Below are 22,408 nucleotides of genomic sequence, written 5' to 3'. Positions count from 1 at the left end.
ACATTTAACATTTGTCATTTGACATTTCTTTATTATAAAAGGGGGAATATGGCAAAAATATTTTATGACAAAGATGCTGATTTAAAATATCTGAAAAATAAAACAGTAGGAATCATAGGCTACGGAATACAGGGAAGAGCGCAAGGGCTTAACCTGAAAGACAGCGGTATTTGTGTTGTTGTGTCGGATGTCCCGGGAACTGCTAACTGGGTTCAGGCGGAAAAAGACGATTTTAAGCCTGTTTCAACGGAAGAAGCAGCAGAACAATCCGATGTGATACAGATACTTACACAAGATGATGTCCAGTCCCGTGTTTATAAAACAAGTGTTGAGAAACACCTAACTGAAGGGAAAGCACTTCTTTTCTCACATGGTTTTAATGTCCACTTTAATCAGATTGTTCCGCCTAAAAATGTTGATGTATTGATGATTGCTCCCAAAGGACCCGGAAGTTTGGTAAGGGCCCAGTATGTTGAAGGGAAAGGAGTTCCCTGCCTCTTGGCAGTTTTTCAGGAATATACAGGGAAAGCTATGCAGATTGGTCTTGGGTTTGCAAAGGCGATAGGAGGTACCAGAGCAGGTGTAATTGAAACAACATTTAAAGAAGAAACTGAAACAGACCTTTTTGGCGAACAGGTTGTTCTTTGTGGAGGTGTGTCAGAACTTATAAAGGCTGGTTTTGAGACACTTGTAGAAGCAGGCTATCAGCCTGAGATTGCATACTTTGAGTGTTTACATGAACTAAAACTTATAGTAGATATGATTTATGAATGCGGTATTCAGGGAATGAGAAAAAGAGTATCTGATACCGCAGAATATGGAGATATTACAAGGGGTAAAAGAATTATAAATAAGTGCACAAAAGAAGAAATGAAAAAGATATTAAAAGAAATACAGAATGGAGAATTTGCAAGGGAATGGATACTTGAAAATCAGGCAGGTCGTCCTGTATTCAATGCACTTGAGAAAAAAGACAATACACATCCAATAGAAATAATAGGACAAAAGTTAAGAGGAATGATGGATTGGATAAAGAAGTAGGACATCAGAACATAGGTAAAAGGGGGCAGGCATAAAAGGCAAGAGATAGTAGGTAGTAGACAGTAGGTAGGGAAAAAATGGTGACTGGCATTTGATGACGAATGCCAAATATCAAAATCCAAATGACAAAAAGTATGACCTGTTGATATCTATTTGACATTTGAACTTTGGAATTTGTCATCTATTTGTTATTTATCATTTGACATTTATTTGTAATTTCGGGCACCCTCTGGGTGTGGTGCTTGGGACTTACGCTCACAGGCTCTAAAATTGGAGGTGAACGAGATGAAGATTTTAATCATCTACTATTCGTCTACGGGAAATACTGAAAAGATGGCAGAGTTAGTAGAAAGAGGAGTAAAAGAAGAAGGAGTAGAAGTTCAGACAAAGAAGGTAGAAGAAGTAAATGTAGAAGAACTGCTTAAAGCAGATGGCATTATCATTGGTTCTCCTACTTATTATGGCTCAATGGCAGCTCAGATTAAAGAACTTCTGGATAAAAGTGTTGTTTTTCATGGAAAATTAGAAGGAAAAGTTGGAGCTGCTTTTTCCTCTTCAGCCAATATCGGCGGAGGAAATGAAACGACCATCACTGATATTCTTAAAGCCCTTCTTATCCACGGAATGATTATTCAAGGAGACCCTGAAGGCGGTCATTACGGAGTGGTTTCTATCGGTGCTCCAGATTCCCGCGTAAAAGCCCAGTGCAGAAGATTAGGAAAAAGAGTTGCCAAATTGGTAAAAAAGATAGAATAAACTCTGAAGGTATGTCCGGTTTTTGAACAGATGATGACAGAGATTTCAATGGTCGCTGGTGGCTATCGGACAAATGAATTCAGGTATGAATTTTAATAAATACTCAGTTAACTGCGTTGCCTGAAGGCACAAAGGCACAGAGTAGCGAGGGTATAAAACATTGAAAAAAGAAGACAAAAAGACAGTTAACTTTGTGCCTGTGTGCCTAAAATATAAACGGTATTTAGTAAATATTTACGATGGTTTAATGGGGGTGCAATGGGGTTATTGACTGAATATTTACAGTTAAAGATATGATATCAAGAATAAGAGGAAAGATAAGACAGCAGAATAAAGATTCAATACTTCTTGAGGTTCAGGGTATATGTTATGAGGTGATATGCCCGCCTTTTGTTATTGGGAGGCTGTCCGGTATAAAAGATGTTGAAGGATTCGTTGAATTTACAACATACCATTACCATCAGGTAGAACCGTCAAGGTCAACCCCCGTATTGATAGGATTTTTAAATGAAATAGAAAAAGAATTTTTTGAAAAATTTATAACTGTTTCCGGATTTGGGCCAAAAACTGCTGTAAAATCTCTTGTGCATCCTATACCTGATATTGCAACTGCAATAGACAGGGGTGATCTGTTGTTTTTAAGGTCTCTTCCCGGAGTAGGCCCACAGAGGTCAAAAGATATTATCGCAAAACTTCAAGGCAAGGTTGGTAAGTACGGACTTATACAGACAGTGCCTCTTGAAAAACAGTCTGATGTTCAAAAAAATATTCTTGAAGAGGCAGTCCAAATTCTTGTCCAACTACAATATACAAAAAAAGAAGCAGATGATATGGTAAGAAGGGCCTTTTCAAAAAATCCACGATTACAAACCGCCGAAGACATCTTCAATGAGGTCTTCCGTGAAAGAGTGGTTAAGAAATAAATCAAACCATAAAGGCGAGAAAGAATGCAATTCCATAGAGATCGCAAATGCCATGCTCCTGTCTTCTCTGGGGAAAAACCGCCAGGCTTCCCATAGACTATATCAGATTAGAAAAAAAAGCTAAAATATCCCATAAGAACCTCCAGATTTGTGAAACAGAAAACAAAGAACAGCTTACAGTAGTAATTCAGGGATTAAAACAATCGGAAGACAATCTAAGTTTTGGTTCAAATTTATTTTGAATTCTTGCAAAACTTCGGACACTGCAAGCGTGTCCCTCTGCATCTACAGCATAAGAATGGAGGATCGCACGTGCCACTAAAAAGCATTACCGACTGCACCAGACTTGCCGCTGACCTCAACAAGGCAGGTAGGAAAATGGCCGCGATGCAGGGCTTATCCTCCGCTATCACAATCACGCCATTAAATTCAAGAAGTTCGAAAGGAAAACCGCTCTCGTTGTTTGATATCAGCACAGCTATATATCAGCGCATCACTGCTTCCTGCCTGAGCAAAAAAGGTATTTGCTCCTTTTATTGCTTTATTCCTACTTCCACACCAGACCTTCTCCATCTCTGATTTGCCTCCAAAGTGTGCTATAGAATAAAAGTCTAGATTGATCGTCCGGCTTTCATATAGAGAAGGATATTGTCTTGAAAAATTCTTTACAATTTCTTTTGAAATCTCATCATTTCAGAAGCAGTGCTCCTGCAAGAATAACTCATTATGTATGTGGGTTTGGGAAGAAGAGAAAGTCCGGCAAATATTCCAAATCCTCTATCAGTATTATATTGTTCAATGTGAGACAGCCTTGCTTTTCCAATAAGTTTTAGCAAAAGTACCGATAATGCTGCCTGCTCACATCCAATGTCATTGGAGGCAGGTAAGGGAATCTTCTCTACAATATCTATGATGCCGCTTTCTAAAATGTAGGGAAGGAAAAAGAATGTGTTGACTGGTTAAAAGTTTGCTGGTCAGAACCTGGAGCGAATCTGCTTTGTATCCATAACGATTTACTATCTCTTCTACATTCCCTTCTTCAAATGCTACTGCTCCTACTGCCTCATACTGCTTCTGCTGTAAAGTTAAGCTTTTAATAAAAAAGTCTTTTAGTCTTATTTTCCCCTTGTTTTATTAGTTAAGTTGTGACGTTTATAATGTTGTGAAATTATACTATTGTTTAACATATTTGTCAGGAAAGGAGATGAGAAATGTGGAAATACCGGGTTTTATTGGTTTTTCTTAAGGAGAAATTGGCTAAATATGAGAATGTTTAAGCGTAATTTAAAAGTTATCAGCGTCATAATTATGCTACATCTTTTCTGGTGTGAAATTTGAAGGTTGTTTATTTGCGTGGATTATAGAATTGTAGTAAGATGAATCTGTGAATTTATTTAATAATGCTTACACCCCTGTGAAAATCGCTGATTAAGGATTTTCATTAACTCTTTATTTATTTTTCCGTTGCCTGCAATCATTTCTATGGAAAAATCTGACCCTTGTTTAATCCTGTTCACCTTTCCGCCTGCTTCTTCAAGTATAAGTCCTCCTGCTGCAACATCCCACAACATAATGCCACTTTCAAAATATCCATCAAATCTTCCGTTTGCAATATAACACATATCAAGGGAGGCAGAGCCTGTGATTCTTACTTTTTTAACTTTAAATATAATGGAATTAAACGCCTTGATACCTGTTGAAATGGTTTTTTTATCCTTCATAAAACCCATAACAAGAGCAGAAGAAGAAATCTTTGAGACACTGCTTACATAAATTCTTCTGCTGTTCTTAAACGCTCCTTTCCCTTTTATTGCCGTGAACAGTTCATCCTTAAAAGGATCATATACAACTCCCATTAGAATATCATCACCTTTTGCCAGTGCAATAGAAGATGAAAAATGTGGAATTGTCCTTGAATAATTATATGTTCCATCAAGAGGGTCTATAATCCATCTGTATGCTGATTCTGTTTCTGACAAGCCACTTTCTTCTGCAAGTATTGAAAAAAAGGGGAAGTGTTTCTTTAACTTTTGGATAATTACTTTTTCACACATCAGATCAACTGCAAGTTTAATATCATGCATGCTTACAGAGTGGACAACAATGGGCTTGCCAAAATTTTCCATCTGTATGCCGCCTGCTTTTTTTGCACAACATACTGCAACCTGCAATGCTTTTTTCAGGTCAATCTGTTTCATCTATTTCTCCTTTTACGCCGTTTTTGTATTCCTCTGATATGCGAACCCTTACAAATTCATTTGCAGGGCATTGTTTATCTACATACACAGGAATATAGTTTGAGGAATAGCCATATGAAAATCCTTCTTTATTTTTTTCTATAAGAACATCCACTTTCTTGCCCCTAAAATTTTTCAAATATTTTTTTGAACACTCTCTTGAAATCTTTGCCAAAAACCTGCATCTTTGTTTTATAATACTGCAATCTAATTGCTCGGGAAATCTGCTTGCAGGTGTTCCCTCTCTTTTGCTGTATGGAAAAATATGAACCTTTAAAAAATTAGCCTCCCTGATAAGTGATACTGTATTGTGAAAAGCTGACTCTTTTTCAGAAGGGAAACCCACAATAACATCTGTTGTAACAGATATATCGGGACATAATTGTTGTATCTCTTTTATTCTGTTTAAATAAAAGTCCCTTGTATATCTTCTTGCCATCTTTTTTAATATTTCATTATCTCCGCTCTGTAATGGAATATGAAAATGCCGACAGAACTTTTTATTACCCACTGCGATTTTTAAGACTTTGTCATCTATCTCATTTATCTCTATTGAACTTAATCTTACCCTGAAATCAGCCTCTATCTTTATAATATCTTCAATAACATCAGACAGATGTGGATAAAGCCCTGTGTGCGTGCCGCAAAGAACAATCTCCTTAATGTTTTTGTTTATCATACCCTGCGCTTCTTTTATAACATCGTTCTTATTTCTTGAATACAATTCTTTTCTTACATAAGGAACAATACAGTATGTGCAGAACCTGTTACATCCGTCCTGTATCTTTAAAAATGCTCTTGTATGATTTTTTATCCCATCTAAAGTATCAACCCTTGCATTGGAGATCCGCAGGACAAGCCCCGCACTTAAGAGATTTTCCACAATTCTTTGTTTCTGGTCCTGCGGAACGACACAGCACACACCGTCTATTTTTGATAAATATTCTTTTGCCCTTTGTGCATAACAACCTGTCAGAACAACTTTTGAATTGTTTTTTGAACACAACCTTATAAAATTTCTTGCATCTGCATCAGCCCTTGATGTTACAGTGCAGGTATTTAATATAACAAGTCCTGCATCTTTTAACTCTTTAGCCTCCCTCATACCGCATAAAAGAAGCTCTCTTCTTATTTTTTCTGATTCATATTGATTTACCTTGCATCCGAATGTATGAACATAAAATTTATTCATAATTGTCCTGATTATTTACACAATCAAATCCAAGCCTATCTTGAACAAAATTAACTTTTAGTCCCTAGCTAGCCGCAAGCAACGGAGAGGAACAAGCCCAAAAATTGCAGCAAACAGGCAAAAAGGAAAAGGGTTCGGGGGAGGGACTTGCCTACTTGCATTGCCTGCTTGGCGGGCGAGCCAACAGATTTTTATTATAAAGACAGGGTGGGTTGTTTTGTATATTTCAATTCAAAATTTTCGGGAATATTTTTTGCGAAAATTTTTTCTGTTTTTCTGTTGTCTTTTTTCTGCGTTCCGTATTTAATATGATATTCTATTCCTTTATTTTTGCAGAAATCAACGACCAGTTCGGCACAACCATGATAAAAATCTCCATTGTAGCCGGATTGACTTGACTCTACATTATAATTTAGTTTTCCGAAAATAATTTTATCTACAAAAGAAACTTCCTTCAAAATTTTTCGTAAATCTTGTTTTATTAAATTCGGTGTCGGGTATGGCTCCATGCTAATCCAAGTTTTCAACCCTTTATCGTGCAAATATTTTAATGATCTAATCCTATCCTTGTATAGGGCCGAGTACGGCTCAAATCTTTTTTTAAATCCTTTATCCAAAGAAACAATAGTAATCCCATATTCGTTATTCTTGCCATATTTTTCAGTATTAACTAAAACTTTCGGATAAATTCCTTTTGTTAAAACAACAGAGCGGATATTGTCTTTATTCAACCTCTCAATTATTTTTAGAGACAGATCCGCCACTTCCGGATATTTATACATAAACGGGTCGGTGGAAAAACACAAATGAACAAATTTAATTTTGTGTTTATATTTAGGAATTTCTTTATCCAATAACTCCAGAGTATTAACTACTATTTTTGGCTTTAGCCATTCTTTACAATTTTTAATAACCCCGCACCTTATTTTCATCATCATCGCATAACAACGAAAAGTGCAACCATGGGCGCAACCTTCTACATGATTTATACAAAAATCAGCATATTCAACACCGCTTTTGTATAAGAGAGTTTTCCTTTTTATTTGAGGAATCATGTCTTACTTTATTATAACTCAAAATCCTTATCTTACTTTCACGAAATAAATTAGCTCTTGAACCTTATCGTCAGGCACTTTATAGTGCCTGTTTTCGTGGTCTCTTTCGGTGCGAAAACGACGATAATTCTTTGTGTAAACTTTTACTTCTCCCTTTCTTCCCAATGTGTCTAAAATAAATTTGTGGGGGATAATCCCCTCATTGTTATAACTCATTAAAATATAATCGGTTCTGGCTTTATTGATAAGGTCAGCAAAAGCATCTTCGCATTTAGTCCGCTGGGAGTAAGCTGATTTTTGTTCCTCATAAGGTCTTAAACCCGTCTTGCCATAAACTTGCGGATTATCCCAACGAGCTAAGGTTTCTAAAATATGGAAATTAGCGGCATATTGCCTTGTGTTATAGGGAGGGTCAATGTAAAAAATATCACCTTTTAAATCACCAATAATTTTATTTGAGTCCTCTTGATAAATCCAATGTTCTAAATTGCTCTCAATTAAATTAGGAGCTGACATTGTAAATGGTTTCAGGGCCATAGAACGCCAAATTTTGAGGTAAGCACCATAAGTGCCAGAGATATTGGCCACAAAATCGGCCGCATCAATTAAAGAAGCAAGTAAAATATAAAATTCACTCTCGTTAACTAATCCATCTTTTTCCCATTTATCCAGTTGCCCTCTTGTAGCATCTATGCGCATAGCATTTTCATTTGAAAAGAATTGCCTCTTAAATTTTCCATCGGGGGCGTAATTCTGAAAAATAAACCCTTTTTTGCCCGGCAATTTATTCAAATAATCAATCACGATTTTTAATGGCTCATATTTACTTTTTAATGATTTAGGATTTATATTGAAATTTCTTGAATGTAAAAGATTATTAAATTTAGGAACTTGATTATTTTTTATGTAAGCCTGCTGAAAAACATACGAATAAGTCATAAAATCGTTAGCTATAATCCTATATCCCTTTTTCTTGTAATGTTGGGCTACGTTGGTCGTCCCGGTAAAAATATCAATAAAAATTCCATTTTGAGGCAACCCTTCTTTTTGGACTACACTATCTATAAAATCCAGCAATCTTTGTTTGTTGCCAATATATTTCATAAAATTATAAGAATATCTTTTTGAACATCTGCGATAGTTCTTTTGGAAAATCTTTAGAAAAAATTAAATCAAATTTAGTTTGGTTGCCTTGCCAATAGGTTAAAACGCAAACCCTTCCACCTTCCACGGGTGGTAATTTATCAATTACTCCATTGATAAGATCTAACTCATTGTTGATAGCTTCGTTAAAAATATCTCCTTCTAAATTGGTTGTATCAATACCAATAATATAAGAATAAATTGGCTTCACCTTGCCGCCTTTTAATCTTTTTATACGATTAAAAACCGACTTTATGCTGTTATCTATTTTGTCTCTTTCATTAAGAACTTGCCTAAAAAACTCTTTTGCTTCAGCCAAATAAAATAAACTGGTCTTATTTTCTTTTTGCATTATTAAATCTGCTCTCTTTTCGTTTTTGCCAACATAAAACCTTTCTTCTATCTTGTTCTTAAGAATTTTCAACTCTTGCCAAGCCCCACCGGGAGCGCTTATATAATTCAAAAACCAATTATCTTTAATTCTATTCAAGGTAAAATAAACAGAAATCAAAACGCACTCCTCTGTAAATTTCTTTGGCTTTAATTTTGTTATTTCATCAAATTTCATATATTCTCTCGTTCATTATCAAACAATCCGCATAATACTTGATTGCCTTAAAAAGTTTAGTATTTGTGCTAAATTTGTCCGGTCCCGGAACATGTACATAAATTAATACATTCATGTTTTTATTTCCTTGCAAATCTTTGCTAAATAATTCAGCAAAAGCCGCAATTTCACCTGTGCCGGGGTCAACCTTATAAATATATTTATCGCCTCTTTTTTGAAGCATTAAAGTAGGAATAATTAAGGTTGGGAGTTTGCTATTGAGTTTCTGGTCAAATTTACCATTATCATTTGGATAAAACTTATCTAAAAGTTTAATTAAAAATGGAGTATCCAAAGTAAAACCAGCTTTTGTGCCATTTGCTAAATAAGATAAAAATGGCAACTTACTCTTTGTAAGCAATTTAAGTAAGCGGGTTTGCTTATATCTATGGCTCCAGTTAGAAAAACTTTTATAATCCCAATTGACTAAATTAAATTTTTCACTTAAAGCTACATCCCTATTTATAAACTCGACAAGATAGTTAATAAAAGCTTCTCCTTTGCTTTTCAAGATTTTATTGGTTGGTTGAACCGGAAAATCTTTATCAATTCTCTTAATAGTTGTTTTTCTATATGGCACTGGCTCGTTAATAAAATTGAGCATCTGCCCGAAAATATAACGTTCAATTTTTTTCTTGCTGTTTTTATATTTCCCATTGATGCTGTTTAATAAGCAAACAGAAATATACTGTTCTAATAATGCTTTGCCTTTAGTTTTACTTCTATCAATCCCTATAACCGCATCGTATTTAGGATTAGGATAGTAAATAACAAAAGAAGGCACTTGATAACGCAGAGAATAAATGAAATGATTGATAACTTGTAAAGATGTTGGCTGCCTAACTTGTCCTTTGGCCTCGCCTCTATCAATTTTATCTGGAGCAAACATTGAACGATCCGTGCCCGAATAATAGGTTTGATAAACCATTGGTATTTGCTTTAAGGCAGCCGAAATTTTACGTCCTTCTCTTTGCCATTGTGAATTACCTACATTGGCCGTGCCCGTTGTTTCTCCTACAAATATCTCTTTGTTTTTTTCTTCATCAACTACTATAAAATCTGGTTTATCTATAAAATTTATGAGGTCCAAAATTTTTGATGGCAATTCCCAATTTTCATACTTACCGAGTACTTTGATACAAACATATCTTCCGTTTTGCCTTTCCTTAAAAAGATAAATTGCTTGGTCTATTGGTTCGTAGCTTACACCAATAATTTCTAAAAACGGGTTGTCTTTTGAGAGTAAATCCAAAATGTTTATACTCTCTAAAATGTTATCAGAGTAAATCAAAAAACAATACGGTTTTAACTTTTTTATATCCGAATTTGTAATTACTTGTAATAACATAAAGTTATTCTTCTTTTCTAAAAATCAAAATGTTTTGGTGTATCATAGAGGGTATATATGCGTGAGGTTGACCATAGACGTGTAAATTCTTACTGACATCGTACCAAATAAGATTTGCCTTTAATAAAAATTTTGTTTTATCTTTAATTGCGTTTGCCAAATCGGCTGATAATATATGATATTCTTTGCCTCGATACATATCTCCAATAAAAATTGCCAAGTATTTTTTATTTTTTAAAACTCTGTAGCATAAATCAAAAATTTCAGTAAGTTCATCAAGCCACTCCTGTTTTGTTTGAATTTTGTTGCCATTAAACCGCGATAAGTTAGATTTAACCGCTACCTTACTTCTTGTTTTTTCTATCTTATCCATATTCCAATAAGGAACATCTGTTAAAATAAAATCAATAGAATTACTGCTTGCTTTTTTAAGGATATTTCTACAATCATCGCAGAAAGTTCTATGTCCTTCCAAATTTTCTAATTCGCAAACTTGTTTATAAATATCAATCCATTTTTTGTTAATCTCAATACCTATGCTTTTTCTTCCACATACAGCCGCACCAATCAACGTTCCGCCAACCCCCATCAATGGGTCAAGAACTGTTTCGCCTTTTTTAGTAAAAGTTTTTATTAAATCAGCACATAAAAGCGGTGGTTTTTGACCTCCGTGTTGCTTTCTCAAATTGTGCTGAAAATCAAGCGGATAAGAGCGTGTAATAACCGATTTTGACATAAACTTCCATTCCTTGCCCGTTAAATCATTTAAGCTATTTCTTGTGTCAAAAAAACCTCTTTTGCTTAAATCTTTTCTATATGATTTGGGAGTTCTTTCTAATTGGTCAGCGTTATTTTTTTCTATTTTCTTTTCTTCCTTATCTGGAATATTAATATCTTCACTAAACACTTGCTCTATCTTAAATAACCGTCCAGTAGTAAAATCACGGACATATCCTTTCTTTTCTTCGGGTTCAACTTTAACTTTCTCTCTTATGGGTTTGTAATTTGTTTTGCTCATAATTTATTATTTATTCTTTAAAGAAATCACTTTTAGATTTTGTATAATTTTCTGCTAAATAATAGAAATTGATTAAATCTTGGTAAGACCTAAAAATATAGCGATTCTTCATCTTTCTAAATGGCATTTTATTCATTTCTGTTTCAAATTTTTTTAAAACATCAGCGGGAGCAATAACAAATAATTTTGTACTCAATTGACTAGTTTGATAAAGCCGCAAAAGGCCGGTGGTTACACCTGTCGTATGTTCTACTTCGAAACAGCAAACGGGGAATTCGTCCTCAAACCATATAACATCAATATTTCTAATAGTATCTAAAAGCGAAGGGGTGGAAAATTGAGGGATAGCGTCGAGGAAAATTAAATCTTCTAATTTTTGACCATAAGCATCTTTGTTTCTGTCAGGCGAGTAAGTATCATAACCTAAAATCTGGCCTAATTTTAACAAGATAAACTCAACTTCTGAATGGTTTGTAATCTCTCTAATCTCTTTAGTTGGAATGGCAATTTCTGGTTTGGCAGTAATCTCTTCTATTTCTAATGCAGACTTGATAGCCATCTTTTTATCTCGTTTAAACTTCAATTCAAAAACATGTTCAAACAAATACCAAATAAAAAAATCAACATCAATAAAATCTGCTTCCGGTAGTCCGTTATTTTTTAACTCCTCTCTAATCTTTTGAAGTGCTTCCATAAACTTTTCGTAGTCTCGGCCCGAAGTATAACCATAGCTGATATTTTTTGTTTCTTTCTCGGTTAAAAAACCTAAGTAGGGTAAAACAGTTAGGGGCTTCATATTCATAATTCCATACTGGTCAGGAAAGACCAAAGTAAGAATTTCGCTCAAAGAAGATGGCCCCAGTCCTTTGATAGATTTTCTAAAATCGTCCCATTTTTTTGCTATAAGCTGTTCGGAATAAAGTAAGTTAATAAATGCGATTTTTAGTTTATCTAAACCATTATCCGTAATGAGTTTATTAACTTTATAGGCTTTATTGCGCCAAAACTCTAAAGCCCAGAGTTTTTCAATCAATTCGTGTAAATCCTTTTCGGTAAAATTCTTAATTTTCTCAGGACTTCCCATTTTCGCTTTATACCAGCTAACACGCGCTTCTCTCTCGGCTAATTCTTTCTCTTTTTGTTCCTCACGCCATTTTAGATATTGTTTAGTATAGTTTTTGATTGTAGCCATATTTTTAAATTAAATTTTTTTCTTTAAAACTCATAAATCCTGTTTTGGTAATAATAATATGGTCAACTACTTCAATTCCTAAAATTTTACCGGACTCCACTAATCTTTTTGTTATTTCTAAATCGTCTTCCGATGGTTCGGGGTCGCCCGATGGGTGGTTATGAACAAATACAACCGAAGCAGCTTTACTTTTAATGGCTTCCGCAAATACTTCGCGCGGGTGAACAACACTCGCATTAAGACTGCCAACTGAAACTTCTGCGATTGAGTGGCCTCTGCTATTAAGGGCGATAATGTAAAAATGTTCTTTGTGATAATCTTTAAGTTTGCTTTTTATCAGCCGATAAACTTTTTCCGGATCGGTAAGCTCTTTGCTTTTGTAAGACGGAACTTGAGTGGAAATGCGACGGCTAATTTCAAATGTGGCTTTTATTTGCGCTGCTTTTGCCAAGCCAATTCCTTTAATTGAAGATAACTCCTCAATACTTGCTTCGGCTAATTTCTGAAGACTGCCAAATTGCGCTAATAGTTTTTGGGCCGTAACCGCGACTGATTCACCGGCAATGCCTCGTCCCAAAATAAGCTGTAATAATTCTTGAGCCGAAAGCGCTTGCTCGCCAAACTTAACCAACCGCTCGCGGGGTCGTTCATCTTTTGGTAAGTCATGAATAGTAAATGATTTGCTCATATTCTTACTTCAATAATTCATCAATAGAGTAATCTTAATCTATAATTATGATACAAAATTATTTTGATAATGTAAACCCCGTTAGAAAAATTTTTCTAACAGGGTAAAAAGAATTTTATGGAGCGCCTGGGCGGATTTGAACCGCCAACAACCGGCTCCGGAGGCCGGTGCTCTTTCCGGTTGAGCTACAGGCGCAAAAAAACTTAAGAGCGGGAATAAAAAAACTTTAATATACTTGTTATGTATACGGCTGCTGTTTCAGGCCTTAATACATTTTCGCCTAAATCAATAAGAACAGCGCCCATATCAAGCCCCATCTTTATTTCACCCTCTGTCCAATCGCCTTCTGGACCTATGAATATTGAAACAGAATGGAGGACACTGCCTTGTTTTAAGGCATCTGCTATATAAACCCTGATGCCTGTAAGTGTGGGCATCAGGATAAGTTCGGTATCTTTTGCCATAATAAGCGCATCTTTAAAGTCTATAACGGGAAATATTTCAGGTATGTTTTGGCAGCCACACTGTTTTGCAGACTCTGATGCAATTTTTTCCCATCTTTGTCTTTTTACCAAAGATTGCTCTTGATTAAGTCTTGGGACACATCTTTCTGTTCTTATCGGCACAAACAAACTTATCCCTATCTCTGTTAAATGTCCTATAATCTTATCCATCCTGCCTTTTGGAAGAAGACTTTGAAAAAGGGCGATTCTTACCAATTCTCTTTCTTTCTCAAGTCTCTCTTTAATTTCAAGAAAAACTTTTTTATTTTGTATTGATAAAATCTTTGCCTTAAAACTTCCATATTTTTTGTCTATAAGAACAACATATTCGCCTGACTCCATCCTTAAAACATTTATCAGATGGTGTGCCTGCTGTCCTTCTAAAACAACTTTTCCGTTCTGGATGTTTTCCTTATTAAATAAAAATCTTCTCATACAAATTGAAAAAATACTCTGTATCAATCCTAATCTTTTATTTGGACACGGACATAGTGGTATCCTGTTTGAAATTTGCTTTTTATACCCAATCCTTTTAGTCTTAAAAGTGTTCTGTTCTTAATCCCGCTTGGAATATTTACATTGGCCATTCCCCTTATCGTAGGAACCAAAACAACTTTGCCACAAGATGCTGTATCTTTATTTATTATTACATCTGTATATATATCAAGCCCTTTTCTTTTAAAAGTGGAGTCTGGCGATACATTTAACCTTATTATCAGGTTGCCCGGAAGTCCTCCTCCGCTTCCGGGTTCTCCCTCTCTTTTAAGATTAAGTTTTGTTCCTGTATCAATACCGGAAGGAATCTTAACTGTAAATCTTCTGGTCCCGGAGTATACCCCGCTTCCTTTACATTTTGAACAAGGTTTAGAAATCACCTCTCCTCTTCCATAACAACGAGGGCAGGGTCTTGATATTGCAAACCCTCCCTGCTGGATGATTATTATGCCCCTTCCTTGACATTGAGGACAGACCGAAACAGAACTTCCTGGTTCAGCCCCTGTTCCACCACACCTGTTACAAGCTCCTTGTTTTGGTATTGAAAAACTCATCACACCGCCAAGTGCAGCAATATTAAATGGAATATCCATTGAATATTCTACATCTTCACCCTGTCTTCTTCCATAACCGGTAGACCTTTTTCTTTCACCGACATCAAATATTGAACTAAATATATCGGCGAAATTACCGAACGAAAACTCCGAAAACTCATGCTCAAAACCGGCGCCTGTTTCTCCTCTATATGTCTTGAATCCTTCAAACCCCCCCGGGCCGTATCCTTTTGATGCTATATCGCTCATTGCATCATACTGCTGCTTTTTTTGAGGGTCAGTAAGAGTATCATAAGCAGAGGAAATCTCTTTAAACTTTTCTTCGGCCGCCCTATCTCCTGGATTAAGGTCGGGGTGGTACTTCTTCGCAAGGCTTCTGTAAGTTTTCTTTATCTGGTCCTCTGATGCTCCCTTTTTTAAGCCGAGTATCTGATAATAATCCTTCACCGTAAATATGATATAACCAATAAGCCCAAATTTCAAATAAATGTATAATAAAAAAATTTGCTGATAAACAATATGTGTTATGATACTAAAAGAAGCATTATGACGGACACTACTGTATCAGATTTCAAGAAGCAGGATACTTTTAAGGTATAGGATTTTCAATAATAAATGGCAAATGACAAATAAATGACAAATGACAAGCAATTTGGATTTTGGAATTTATTTGGATTTTGACATTTGATGCTTAATTTAATGGGATTGTGCAAGTTCTTAAAATATGCATATGGGAAGTGAACTTGAGAAAAAAAGACAGCAGATGGTATCTCTTATAAGACAAAAGGGGATAACAGATGAAAGAGTTTTGAATGCTATGTCTGTTATTCCTCGCGAGAAGTTTGTTTTGCCCGCCTTTTTTAATGAAGCGTATGAAGACCATCCTCTGAGTATCGGATATGGACAGACAATATCCCAGCCCTATATTATTGCTCTTATGACCCGCCTTCTTTCTCCTCTACCTAATGATGTTATTCTTGAGATTGGAACAGGTTCTGGGTATCAGGCTGCAATCCTTTCACTTCTGTGTCAAAAAGTTTACACCGTTGAAAGAATTCCTGAACTTGCCAGAAAAGCAGAAAACACGCTGGCAGAACTTGGGATTGAAAATGTCCAGGTTTTTGTTTCAGACGGAACACTGGGGCTGCCTGAATTTTCGCCATATGATGGTATAATAGTTACAGCTGCATCTCCACAGGTTCCTGCGTCTGTTGTCCAACAATTAAAAGACGGCGGAAGGCTGGTTATCCCTGTCGGAGAAAGAGACTTTCAGTCCCTGTTGCGTATATCATTAAAAGATGGTAAAAAGTATACAGAAGATTTTGGAGGGTGTGTGTTTGTTCCGCTAATAGGCAAACAAGGCTGGAGGGAAAACATAGGGTTATGATAAGCACACTTATAATTATTTTAAGTTTTCTGCTTGGAAGTATTCCCACAGGTTATATAATAGGAAAAACTATTGCGGGGCTTGATATAAGGAAAATTGGAAGTGGAAATATTGGAGCAACAAATGTATTTCGTGTCTTGAATAAAAAGATGGGTGTTTTTGTTCTTGTTATAGATATACTGAAAGGTATTGGACCTTGCTTGATTGCAAATATTTTTATATCGCAATTTGAATTTGTACTTGTCTGTGCTATTGCTGCTGTGGTGGGACACAACTGGACACCCTGGCTTTTGTTCAAAGGAGGCAAGGGGGTTGCCACATCATTAGGCGCAGTATTAGGTATAAGCATTATTGAACCCTCATTGTTTCAGGCAGTAGGCGTGTTATTTTTAATATGGATTATAACATTTCTAATATTTAGAATAGTTTCGGTTTCTTCAATTCTTACAGCCTTTTTTTTACCGCTGGCGCTTCCTTTTTTTTCGGACTCTGAAAAAAGGCCCTATATACTTATATTTGCAATTATTTTAGGATTTATGATTGTATTAAAGCATGTACCCAATATAAGACGCGTAATAAAAGGTGAAGAAAAGAGGCTTTTGTGAAAATAGCAGTTATCGGTGATGGCGGATGGGGGACAACCCTTGCAATAATTTTGTGCAATAAAGGGTATGATGTAAATATCTGGAGTGCGTTTGAGAATTATGCAAGATACATAAGTGAAAACATGGAAAATCCTAAATATCTGCCGGGTATAAGGCTCCCATCAAACCTTGAAATTACACACAGTGTGGAAGATACTGTTAAAGATATACAGATTATTGTTTTTGCAGTCCCATCAAATTATATCCGCTCTGTGGCAGGGCTGTTCAGCAACAAGGGATTGGAAAACAAGATTGTTTTAAGCGCCGCAAAAGGCATAGAAGAAAATACTCTTAAAACAATGAGCGAGGTGTTAAGGGAGGTTCTTTTATTAAAAAATATTGCAGTAATATCAGGACCTAACATTGCTATAGAAATAGCAAAAGGATTGCCTGCAAGCACAGTTATTGCTTGTATTGACAACAATATTGCACGCAGACTGCAAGAAATATTCATAGGCAAAAATTTCAGGGCATACACAACAGATGATGTTATTGGCGTTGAAATGGGCGGGGCATTAAAAAATATAATTGCAATTGCTGCTGGCGTATCAGACGGGCTTGGGTTTGGAGCAAACACAAAGGCTGCACTTATGGTCAGAGGTATGGTTGAGATAACAAGGCTCGGGATTGCATTGGGGGGAAGAAGGGAAACTTTTTTTGGTTTAAGCGGAATGGGAGATTTGATTACAACCTGTTTAAGCGCAAACAGCAGAAACAGAACATTTGGGGAAAGCATATGCAGTGGTGAAAATCCCTTAGAGATATTTTCTAAAAGTATCTTTGTAATTGAAGGAGTCCGAACAACGAAGGCTGCTCTTGGACTTGCTTTAAGATACAGCATAGAAATGCCTATAACAAAAGAAGTTAATGATATAATATTTAACAAAAAAGACCCACGGTGTGCGGTAGAAGATCTTATGACAAGGGCCGCAAAACCAGAATAGAAAAAGTAAAAAGATGCACAACAAATGGTTATAAATAAAATCGGGGCGTAGCGCAGTTTGGCCAGCGCGTTTGAATGGGGTTCAAAAGGTCGGCAGTTCAAGTCTGCCCGCCCCGACCATTTTAAATATTAAAAGTCGTGTTTTGAATATGTGTTAAACAATTTGAAAAAGGTTAAGGTGAAAAGTGAAAACAAAGTAAAATATAAGCAAAGGCACATTGACCTTATGATGGCAATGTCTTTTATTCTTATAGATATGATTATTGCATCTTAGTCTACAGCCATCGCTTAAGAATTTAAGGATACTCATTCTGCCACCGCATTTAGGATAAGTCATTGTTGGGTATTTCTTAATTCGTTCTGGTCAGCCAGGAATGAATTGTCTTTTGCAAGGGTGGTTTTTGTGGCGATAGCGCTGTAAGTTACGCCAATTTGAATTGTGACCCCAGAGATAAGCATCCGAGCCACATCTGGGGACATTGAGGACGAATTTGATAGACCGCCAGAAATGGTTGTTAGGCTGGCAGAGAACCGCTGGAGAGTTGGAGGAGGGGTTTCTGTGCGCAGTTTGAAAAAAATATTTCAAGGAATACCTGAAACTTCTGGAACTATAAATGATTTAGTGAAATCTAATTTAAGCGGCAAAGAACTTAAAGAAAATTATCAAATCCAATTTCACGGAATAATAATAAAGGTTAGAAGAGTGGTGCGTGGTTATGTATATGATGTTGTTGTTTGCACAGCCCGGAATGGTTTTTGAAGAAAACCGTGAGCAATTTATTGGCCTTTATCCTCTTCCCTAAGTGGGAAGAAGAGGAAGGTGAGGTGGAACGACGAAAGGGATGACTTTATGTTTGTGGCCTTTTTGACTTCTCCTTTAAATCTTTTCTTATTTCAGACATATTTTTGTCCAAAGTTTATGCAGGTGAAAACTCATTTTTAGAAGCGTCACATACAGGACATACCCAATCATCAGAAATATTCTCAAAAGCAGTTCCGGGCCGAACACCGTTTTCAGGGTCTCCTATGGACGGGTCATAGACATATCCACATACATCACAGATATATTTTTCCATATCTTTCCCTCCTCCGTTTTTATTGCATCATCTTTGTATTTTTCCTCAACAATGCTTTTTCTATAAATTTTCAATCCAATACCTATGAGCATTGCCGTTAAAAGAAATACTATTACAACCTTTTCTTGTCGTGTAAGATATACCATAGTTATAAATCCCCATCTCTCTTCCTACATTTTATGCCTTGATTAGAGGCAGGTTGAGTCATTTTGAGCACCAGAACACCAGGGCACCAGGGCACCAGTTTTACTACTCACCACTTACTATATTTATAATTTTTCCTTTTACAATAATAAACTTCTTAATCTGTGAGTTTTTAAGCCATTGTTTAATTTTTTCATCCGATAAAACTTTTTCTTTTATAACACTTTCACCTGCATCAGACGGAATAAGGATGTGTGCCCTTACTTTCCCGTTTATCTGAACAGCAACCTGTATTTCTTTTAGTTCAAGTGCGGACAGATTATACTGTGGCCATTTTTGTTTGTGGATGCTACCTGCCTTTTTTGTTTTTTCCCAGAGTTCCTCTGTGATATGTGGACAACAGGGAGAGAGAAGAAGTAAAAATACATCCAGAGCCTCGTCCCACTGTTTTGTTTTATAAAGTGAGGTTTCTCTTATTTTATAAAGATAATTTAAAAATTCCATCAATGAGGCTATAATTGTGTTAAAGTTAAATCTTTCTATGTCCTCTGTAACAGATTTTATTGTAAGATGAAGGTTTCTTTTAAGTTCTGTTGCTTGTTCTTCTTTGACATCTTCCTGTTTTTTATGGCTTTCTTCTGTAAACAGGTTCCATACCCTTGATAGAAACCTTGAAACACCGTCAATCCCTTTACTATCCCAGGGGCCGCCCTGCTCCCATCTCCATCCGAACATCAGATATGCTCTGACAGTATCAGTACCATATCTTTCAACAAGGTTATCAGGAGCAATAACATTTCCTCTTGATTTTGACATCTTTTCGGAATCTTCTCCAAGAATTATTCCTTGATTTCTTAACATAATCATTGGTTCGCCAAAGTGCACAATCCCGCAGTCCCTCATTGCCTTTGTAAAAACTCTTGTATATATAAGATGCATTGTCGCATGCTCTATTCCACCTGTATATACATCCACCGGGAGCCAGTATTGTGCCTCTTCCGGGTCAAATGGTATTGAGTTATGTTTTAATGGTACATCTTTTTTCCAGTAAGGGCTTATATATGCATATTGATACCAGGAAGAGCATACAAATGTATCCATTGTATCTGTTTCTCTTACAGCAGAGCCTGAACATTTTGGGCATTTTGTATTAAGAAAACCCCGGTGATATTTAAGGGCATTTTCACCTGATGCAGACACTTGCGCATCAATGGGAAGCAAAACAGGCAAATCTTCATAATTAACAGGAACGGCTCCGCATTTTTTACAGTATATAATAGGTATCGGCGCTCCCCAGTATCTTTGCCTGCTTAAAAGCCAATCCCTGAGCCTGTAATTTACGGAAGCCTTTCCTATGCCTTCTTCTTCAAGAAAATCTATAATCATATCCTTTGCTTTTGATACCTCTATGCCATTGAATCTGCTACTGTTTATCATCTTTCCGACATCTGTAACTGTGTATGCTAATTTTAATTCTTTTCCATCTCCTGATGGAGGTTGAATAACAACCCTTACAGGAAGATTATATTTTTTTGCAAACTCAAAATCCCTCTGGTCATGTGCCGGGACAGCCATAACTGCGCCTGTTCCATATGTCATAACAATATAGTCTGCAATCCATATGGGAATCTTTTCATTGTTGACCGGATTTATTGCATACTCGCCTGTCCAGATACCTGTTTTTTCTTTTTCAACTCCGAGTCGTTCCACCTCTGTTTTTCTTACCGCCTCTTTTATATATAATTTAACAGATTGTTTTTTCTCTGCACAGGTAACCTGTTCTACAAGCGGATGTTCAGGTGCAAGGACAAGAAATGTTGCCCCCCACAGGGTATCTGGTCTTGTTGTAAATACTTTTATAGCACAACCTTTTTCAGTCTTAAAATCTACCTCTGCGCCTGTGCTTTTCCCAATCCAGTTATGTTGCATTGTTATGACCCTTTGAGGCCAGTCAAGACCAGACACACAAAGAAGTTCTTCTGCATATCTTGTTGTCTTAAAAAACCATTGCTCTAATTCTTTTTTTATAACAGGGGTATTGCATCTTTCACAATGTTTGTCTTCTCCCCACACCTGTTCTCTTGCAAGCGTGGTATTACATTTCGGACAAAAATCAACAGGCGCAAACTTCCTGTATATAAGTCCAGCATCATAGAATTTTCTAAAAAACCATTGCGTCCATCTATAATATTCAGGAATGCAGGTTACAATTTCTCTTCTCCAGTCAAACATAGCGCCCATACTTTTTAACCGGTTTCTCATCCTTTCTATGTTTGAGATTGTCCATTTATAGGGATGAACCTTTCTTTGTATGGCTGCATTTTCAGCAGGAAGTCCAAATGCATCAAAACCTATCGGGAAAAGAACATTATATCCTTTCATCCTCATGTATCTTGCCCGGACATCTGAAGGGATCATTGCATACCAGTGTCCTATGTGCAGGTCTCCGCTTGGATATGGAAGCATTGTAAGAGCATAGTGCCTCTTTTTATAAGAGTCTATATCTGCCCCATAAATCCCATCTTTTTCCCATCTTTCCTGCCACTTTTTTTCTATAATATCAAATCTGTATTGTTCTGACATATCCTTCTCCTGTTTTTACTTGTCATTGTGGGGCCGGGGGATGCGGTCTCAAACTTTGAAGCATAGTATATCATAAATGAACAGGGTAGTGTAGCGGTTGACCCTGTTAGATAACTTCATATCTTCTAATCTAACAGGGTTGACTTTTTATAAGCAAAAGATGATAATAAAAAACAAAAGGGGTGAGAAAAAAATGAAGTTGAAAATAAACGATGCAACAAAGAGAAGGTGTATTTTAAGGGGAAGGGTTTTTGACTTCTGGCGGGCTGAATTTAAAAGTGGAAAAAAGACAGAGTATGTGAAACACCCCGGTGCAATTGCTGCTGTGCCTGTTTTGTCCAACGGTAAAATTGTTCTGATAAGACAGTGGAGGTTTGCAGTAGGCAGATATTTATGGGAAATACCTGCTGGAACACTTGAAAAAGGTGAATCCATTATATCCTGTTTGAAAAGAGAGGTTGCAGAAGAAACCGGTTTTTGTGTAAAAAAGATTTTAAGGTTTGGGTTTATATATCCCTGTCCCGGTTACAGTAATGAAAAAATACATCTTTTCATTGTTCATTGTGATAGCAGAGTTAAGAAGAAGCTTGATGAAGATGAACACATGTGGTATAAGGAGTTCACAAAAAAAGAGATTCTAAGTTTGCTTAAAGAAAATAAAATAATAGACGGCAAATCTCAGGCAGCATTGTTCAGGTTTTTTCACGATAAACCCTAGCACGAGAAAGTCATCTCTGATCCCAGTCAGACCTACACAACCGATGATTGAGTTGTCCATCTCAAAAATTTTATCTCCATAATTGTTAGATAACGATACGTTGTAGTGTAATTCCCTTTTTCTCTTTTAAATATTGTGCTGGTGTTTTGTAATTTAATTTT

22 protein-coding genes and 2 tRNA genes are annotated in these 22,408 nt (G+C 36.2%); 10 read left to right on the top strand and 14 right to left on the bottom strand.

The annotated features are described in order from the left end of the window. The first annotated feature begins 48 nt into the window (after positions 1-48). The 4 genes from B9J78_05580 (at position 49) to B9J78_05565 (ending at position 2,962) form a co-directional block, all read left to right on the top strand. Positions 49-1,041, top strand: coding sequence for a ketol-acid reductoisomerase (locus tag B9J78_05580; GenBank protein ID MBA2124386.1), 993 nt, complete (start codon positions 49-51; stop codon positions 1,039-1,041). A gap of 285 nt (positions 1,042-1,326) precedes the next feature. After that, the gene (locus tag B9J78_05575; GenBank protein MBA2124385.1) at positions 1,327-1,797 is read left to right on the top strand and encodes a flavodoxin; all 471 of its coding nucleotides are present in this window, start codon (positions 1,327-1,329) and stop codon (positions 1,795-1,797) included. 293 nt (positions 1,798-2,090) lie between these two features. Beyond that, complete coding sequence (locus tag B9J78_05570) at positions 2,091-2,720, top strand: hypothetical protein (protein MBA2124384.1); 630 nt, start codon at positions 2,091-2,093, stop codon at positions 2,718-2,720. Positions 2,721-2,767: 47 nt separating this feature from the next. Then, a complete protein-coding gene (locus tag B9J78_05565) occupies positions 2,768-2,962 on the top strand; it encodes a hypothetical protein (GenBank protein MBA2124383.1) in 195 nt (64 codons plus the stop codon). A 1,152-nt stretch (positions 2,963-4,114) separates the two neighbouring features. Here B9J78_05565 and B9J78_05560 read toward each other — a convergent pair. The 12 genes from B9J78_05560 to B9J78_05505 all read right to left on the bottom strand — a co-directional run bounded on the left by B9J78_05560 (position 4,115) and on the right by B9J78_05505 (position 15,235). Further along, positions 4,115-4,918, bottom strand: coding sequence for a hypothetical protein (locus B9J78_05560; protein MBA2124382.1), 804 nt, complete (start codon positions 4,916-4,918; stop codon positions 4,115-4,117). Then, entirely contained in the window at positions 4,905-6,149 is a 1,245-nt protein-coding gene (locus tag B9J78_05555; GenBank protein ID MBA2124381.1) for a tRNA (N(6)-L-threonylcarbamoyladenosine(37)-C(2))-methylthiotransferase MtaB, read from the bottom strand. Before B9J78_05555 ends, B9J78_05560 begins: the two co-directional genes overlap by 14 nt. 194 nt (positions 6,150-6,343) lie before the next feature. After that, complete coding sequence (locus B9J78_05550; GenBank protein MBA2124380.1) at positions 6,344-7,201, bottom strand: radical SAM protein; 858 nt, start codon at positions 7,199-7,201, stop codon at positions 6,344-6,346. A gap of 30 nt (positions 7,202-7,231) precedes the next feature. Further along, positions 7,232-8,308, bottom strand: a complete 1,077-nt coding sequence (locus B9J78_05545) for a modification methylase FokI (GenBank protein MBA2124379.1) — start codon at positions 8,306-8,308, stop codon at positions 7,232-7,234. 4 nt (positions 8,309-8,312) lie between these two features. Further along, on the bottom strand, positions 8,313-8,915 hold the full coding sequence (locus B9J78_05540) for a hypothetical protein (protein ID MBA2124378.1): 603 nt from the start codon (positions 8,913-8,915) through the stop codon (positions 8,313-8,315). Further along, positions 8,905-10,302: a hypothetical protein gene (locus B9J78_05535; protein MBA2124377.1), complete on the bottom strand. Its 1,398-nt coding sequence runs from the start codon at positions 10,300-10,302 to the stop codon at positions 8,905-8,907. Before B9J78_05535 ends, B9J78_05540 begins: the two co-directional genes overlap by 11 nt. A 4-nt stretch (positions 10,303-10,306) precedes the next feature. Then, positions 10,307-11,320, bottom strand: coding sequence for a hypothetical protein (locus B9J78_05530; GenBank protein MBA2124376.1), 1,014 nt, complete (start codon positions 11,318-11,320; stop codon positions 10,307-10,309). A 10-nt stretch (positions 11,321-11,330) separates the two neighbouring features. After that, positions 11,331-12,512, bottom strand: a complete 1,182-nt coding sequence (locus tag B9J78_05525) for a hypothetical protein (GenBank protein ID MBA2124375.1) — start codon at positions 12,510-12,512, stop codon at positions 11,331-11,333. A 4-nt stretch (positions 12,513-12,516) separates the two neighbouring features. Next, a complete protein-coding gene (locus tag B9J78_05520; GenBank protein MBA2124374.1) occupies positions 12,517-13,200 on the bottom strand; it encodes a hypothetical protein in 684 nt (227 codons plus the stop codon). Positions 13,201-13,318: 118 nt separating this feature from the next. Then, a tRNA-Arg gene (locus B9J78_05515) sits at positions 13,319-13,395 on the bottom strand. Positions 13,396-13,403: 8 nt separating this feature from the next. Next, positions 13,404-14,138, bottom strand: coding sequence for a hypothetical protein (locus B9J78_05510; GenBank protein MBA2124373.1), 735 nt, complete (start codon positions 14,136-14,138; stop codon positions 13,404-13,406). Between the two features lie 29 nt (positions 14,139-14,167). After that, positions 14,168-15,235, bottom strand: coding sequence for a hypothetical protein (locus tag B9J78_05505; protein MBA2124372.1), 1,068 nt, complete (start codon positions 15,233-15,235; stop codon positions 14,168-14,170). A gap of 247 nt (positions 15,236-15,482) precedes the next feature. Between B9J78_05505 and B9J78_05500 the strand changes: the two genes are divergently transcribed. The 5 genes from B9J78_05500 to B9J78_05480 all read left to right on the top strand — a co-directional run bounded on the left by B9J78_05500 (position 15,483) and on the right by B9J78_05480 (position 18,486). Next, entirely contained in the window at positions 15,483-16,139 is a 657-nt protein-coding gene (locus tag B9J78_05500) for a protein-L-isoaspartate O-methyltransferase (GenBank protein MBA2124371.1), read from the top strand. Continuing rightward, entirely contained in the window at positions 16,136-16,744 is a 609-nt protein-coding gene (locus tag B9J78_05495; protein MBA2124370.1) for an acyl-phosphate glycerol 3-phosphate acyltransferase, read from the top strand. The genes B9J78_05500 and B9J78_05495 overlap by 4 nt, the downstream gene beginning before the upstream one ends. Then, positions 16,741-17,727, top strand: coding sequence for a glycerol-3-phosphate dehydrogenase (gene gpsA / locus B9J78_05490; protein ID MBA2124369.1), 987 nt, complete (start codon positions 16,741-16,743; stop codon positions 17,725-17,727). Before B9J78_05495 ends, gpsA begins: the two co-directional genes overlap by 4 nt. Before the next feature lie 41 nt (positions 17,728-17,768). Beyond that, positions 17,769-17,846: transfer RNA gene (locus tag B9J78_05485), tRNA-Pro, on the top strand. 319 nt (positions 17,847-18,165) lie between these two features. Next, a complete protein-coding gene (locus tag B9J78_05480) occupies positions 18,166-18,486 on the top strand; it encodes a hypothetical protein (GenBank protein ID MBA2124368.1) in 321 nt (106 codons plus the stop codon). A gap of 157 nt (positions 18,487-18,643) precedes the next feature. Here the strand turns inward: B9J78_05480 and B9J78_05475 are convergent, their stop codons facing one another. Further along, entirely contained in the window at positions 18,644-18,802 is a 159-nt protein-coding gene (locus tag B9J78_05475) for a rubredoxin (protein MBA2124367.1), read from the bottom strand. Positions 18,803-19,051: 249 nt separating this feature from the next. Further along, positions 19,052-21,529, bottom strand: coding sequence for a leucine--tRNA ligase (locus tag B9J78_05470; GenBank protein ID MBA2124366.1), 2,478 nt, complete (start codon positions 21,527-21,529; stop codon positions 19,052-19,054). A gap of 160 nt (positions 21,530-21,689) precedes the next feature. Here B9J78_05470 and B9J78_05465 point away from each other — a divergent pair, with 160 nt between their 5' ends. After that, entirely contained in the window at positions 21,690-22,247 is a 558-nt protein-coding gene (locus tag B9J78_05465; protein ID MBA2124365.1) for a hypothetical protein, read from the top strand. Positions 22,248-22,408 lie beyond the last annotated feature (161 nt).

It is taken from the genome of bacterium Unc6 (assembly GCA_013626165.1).
In the GTDB taxonomy this organism is placed as follows: Bacteria; Omnitrophota; Gorgyraeia; order Velesiimonadales; family Velesiimonadaceae; genus Velesiimonas; species Velesiimonas alkalicola.
Note: the sequence above shows the minus strand (reverse complement) of the source record. Positions and strands in the feature narration are given on the sequence as shown.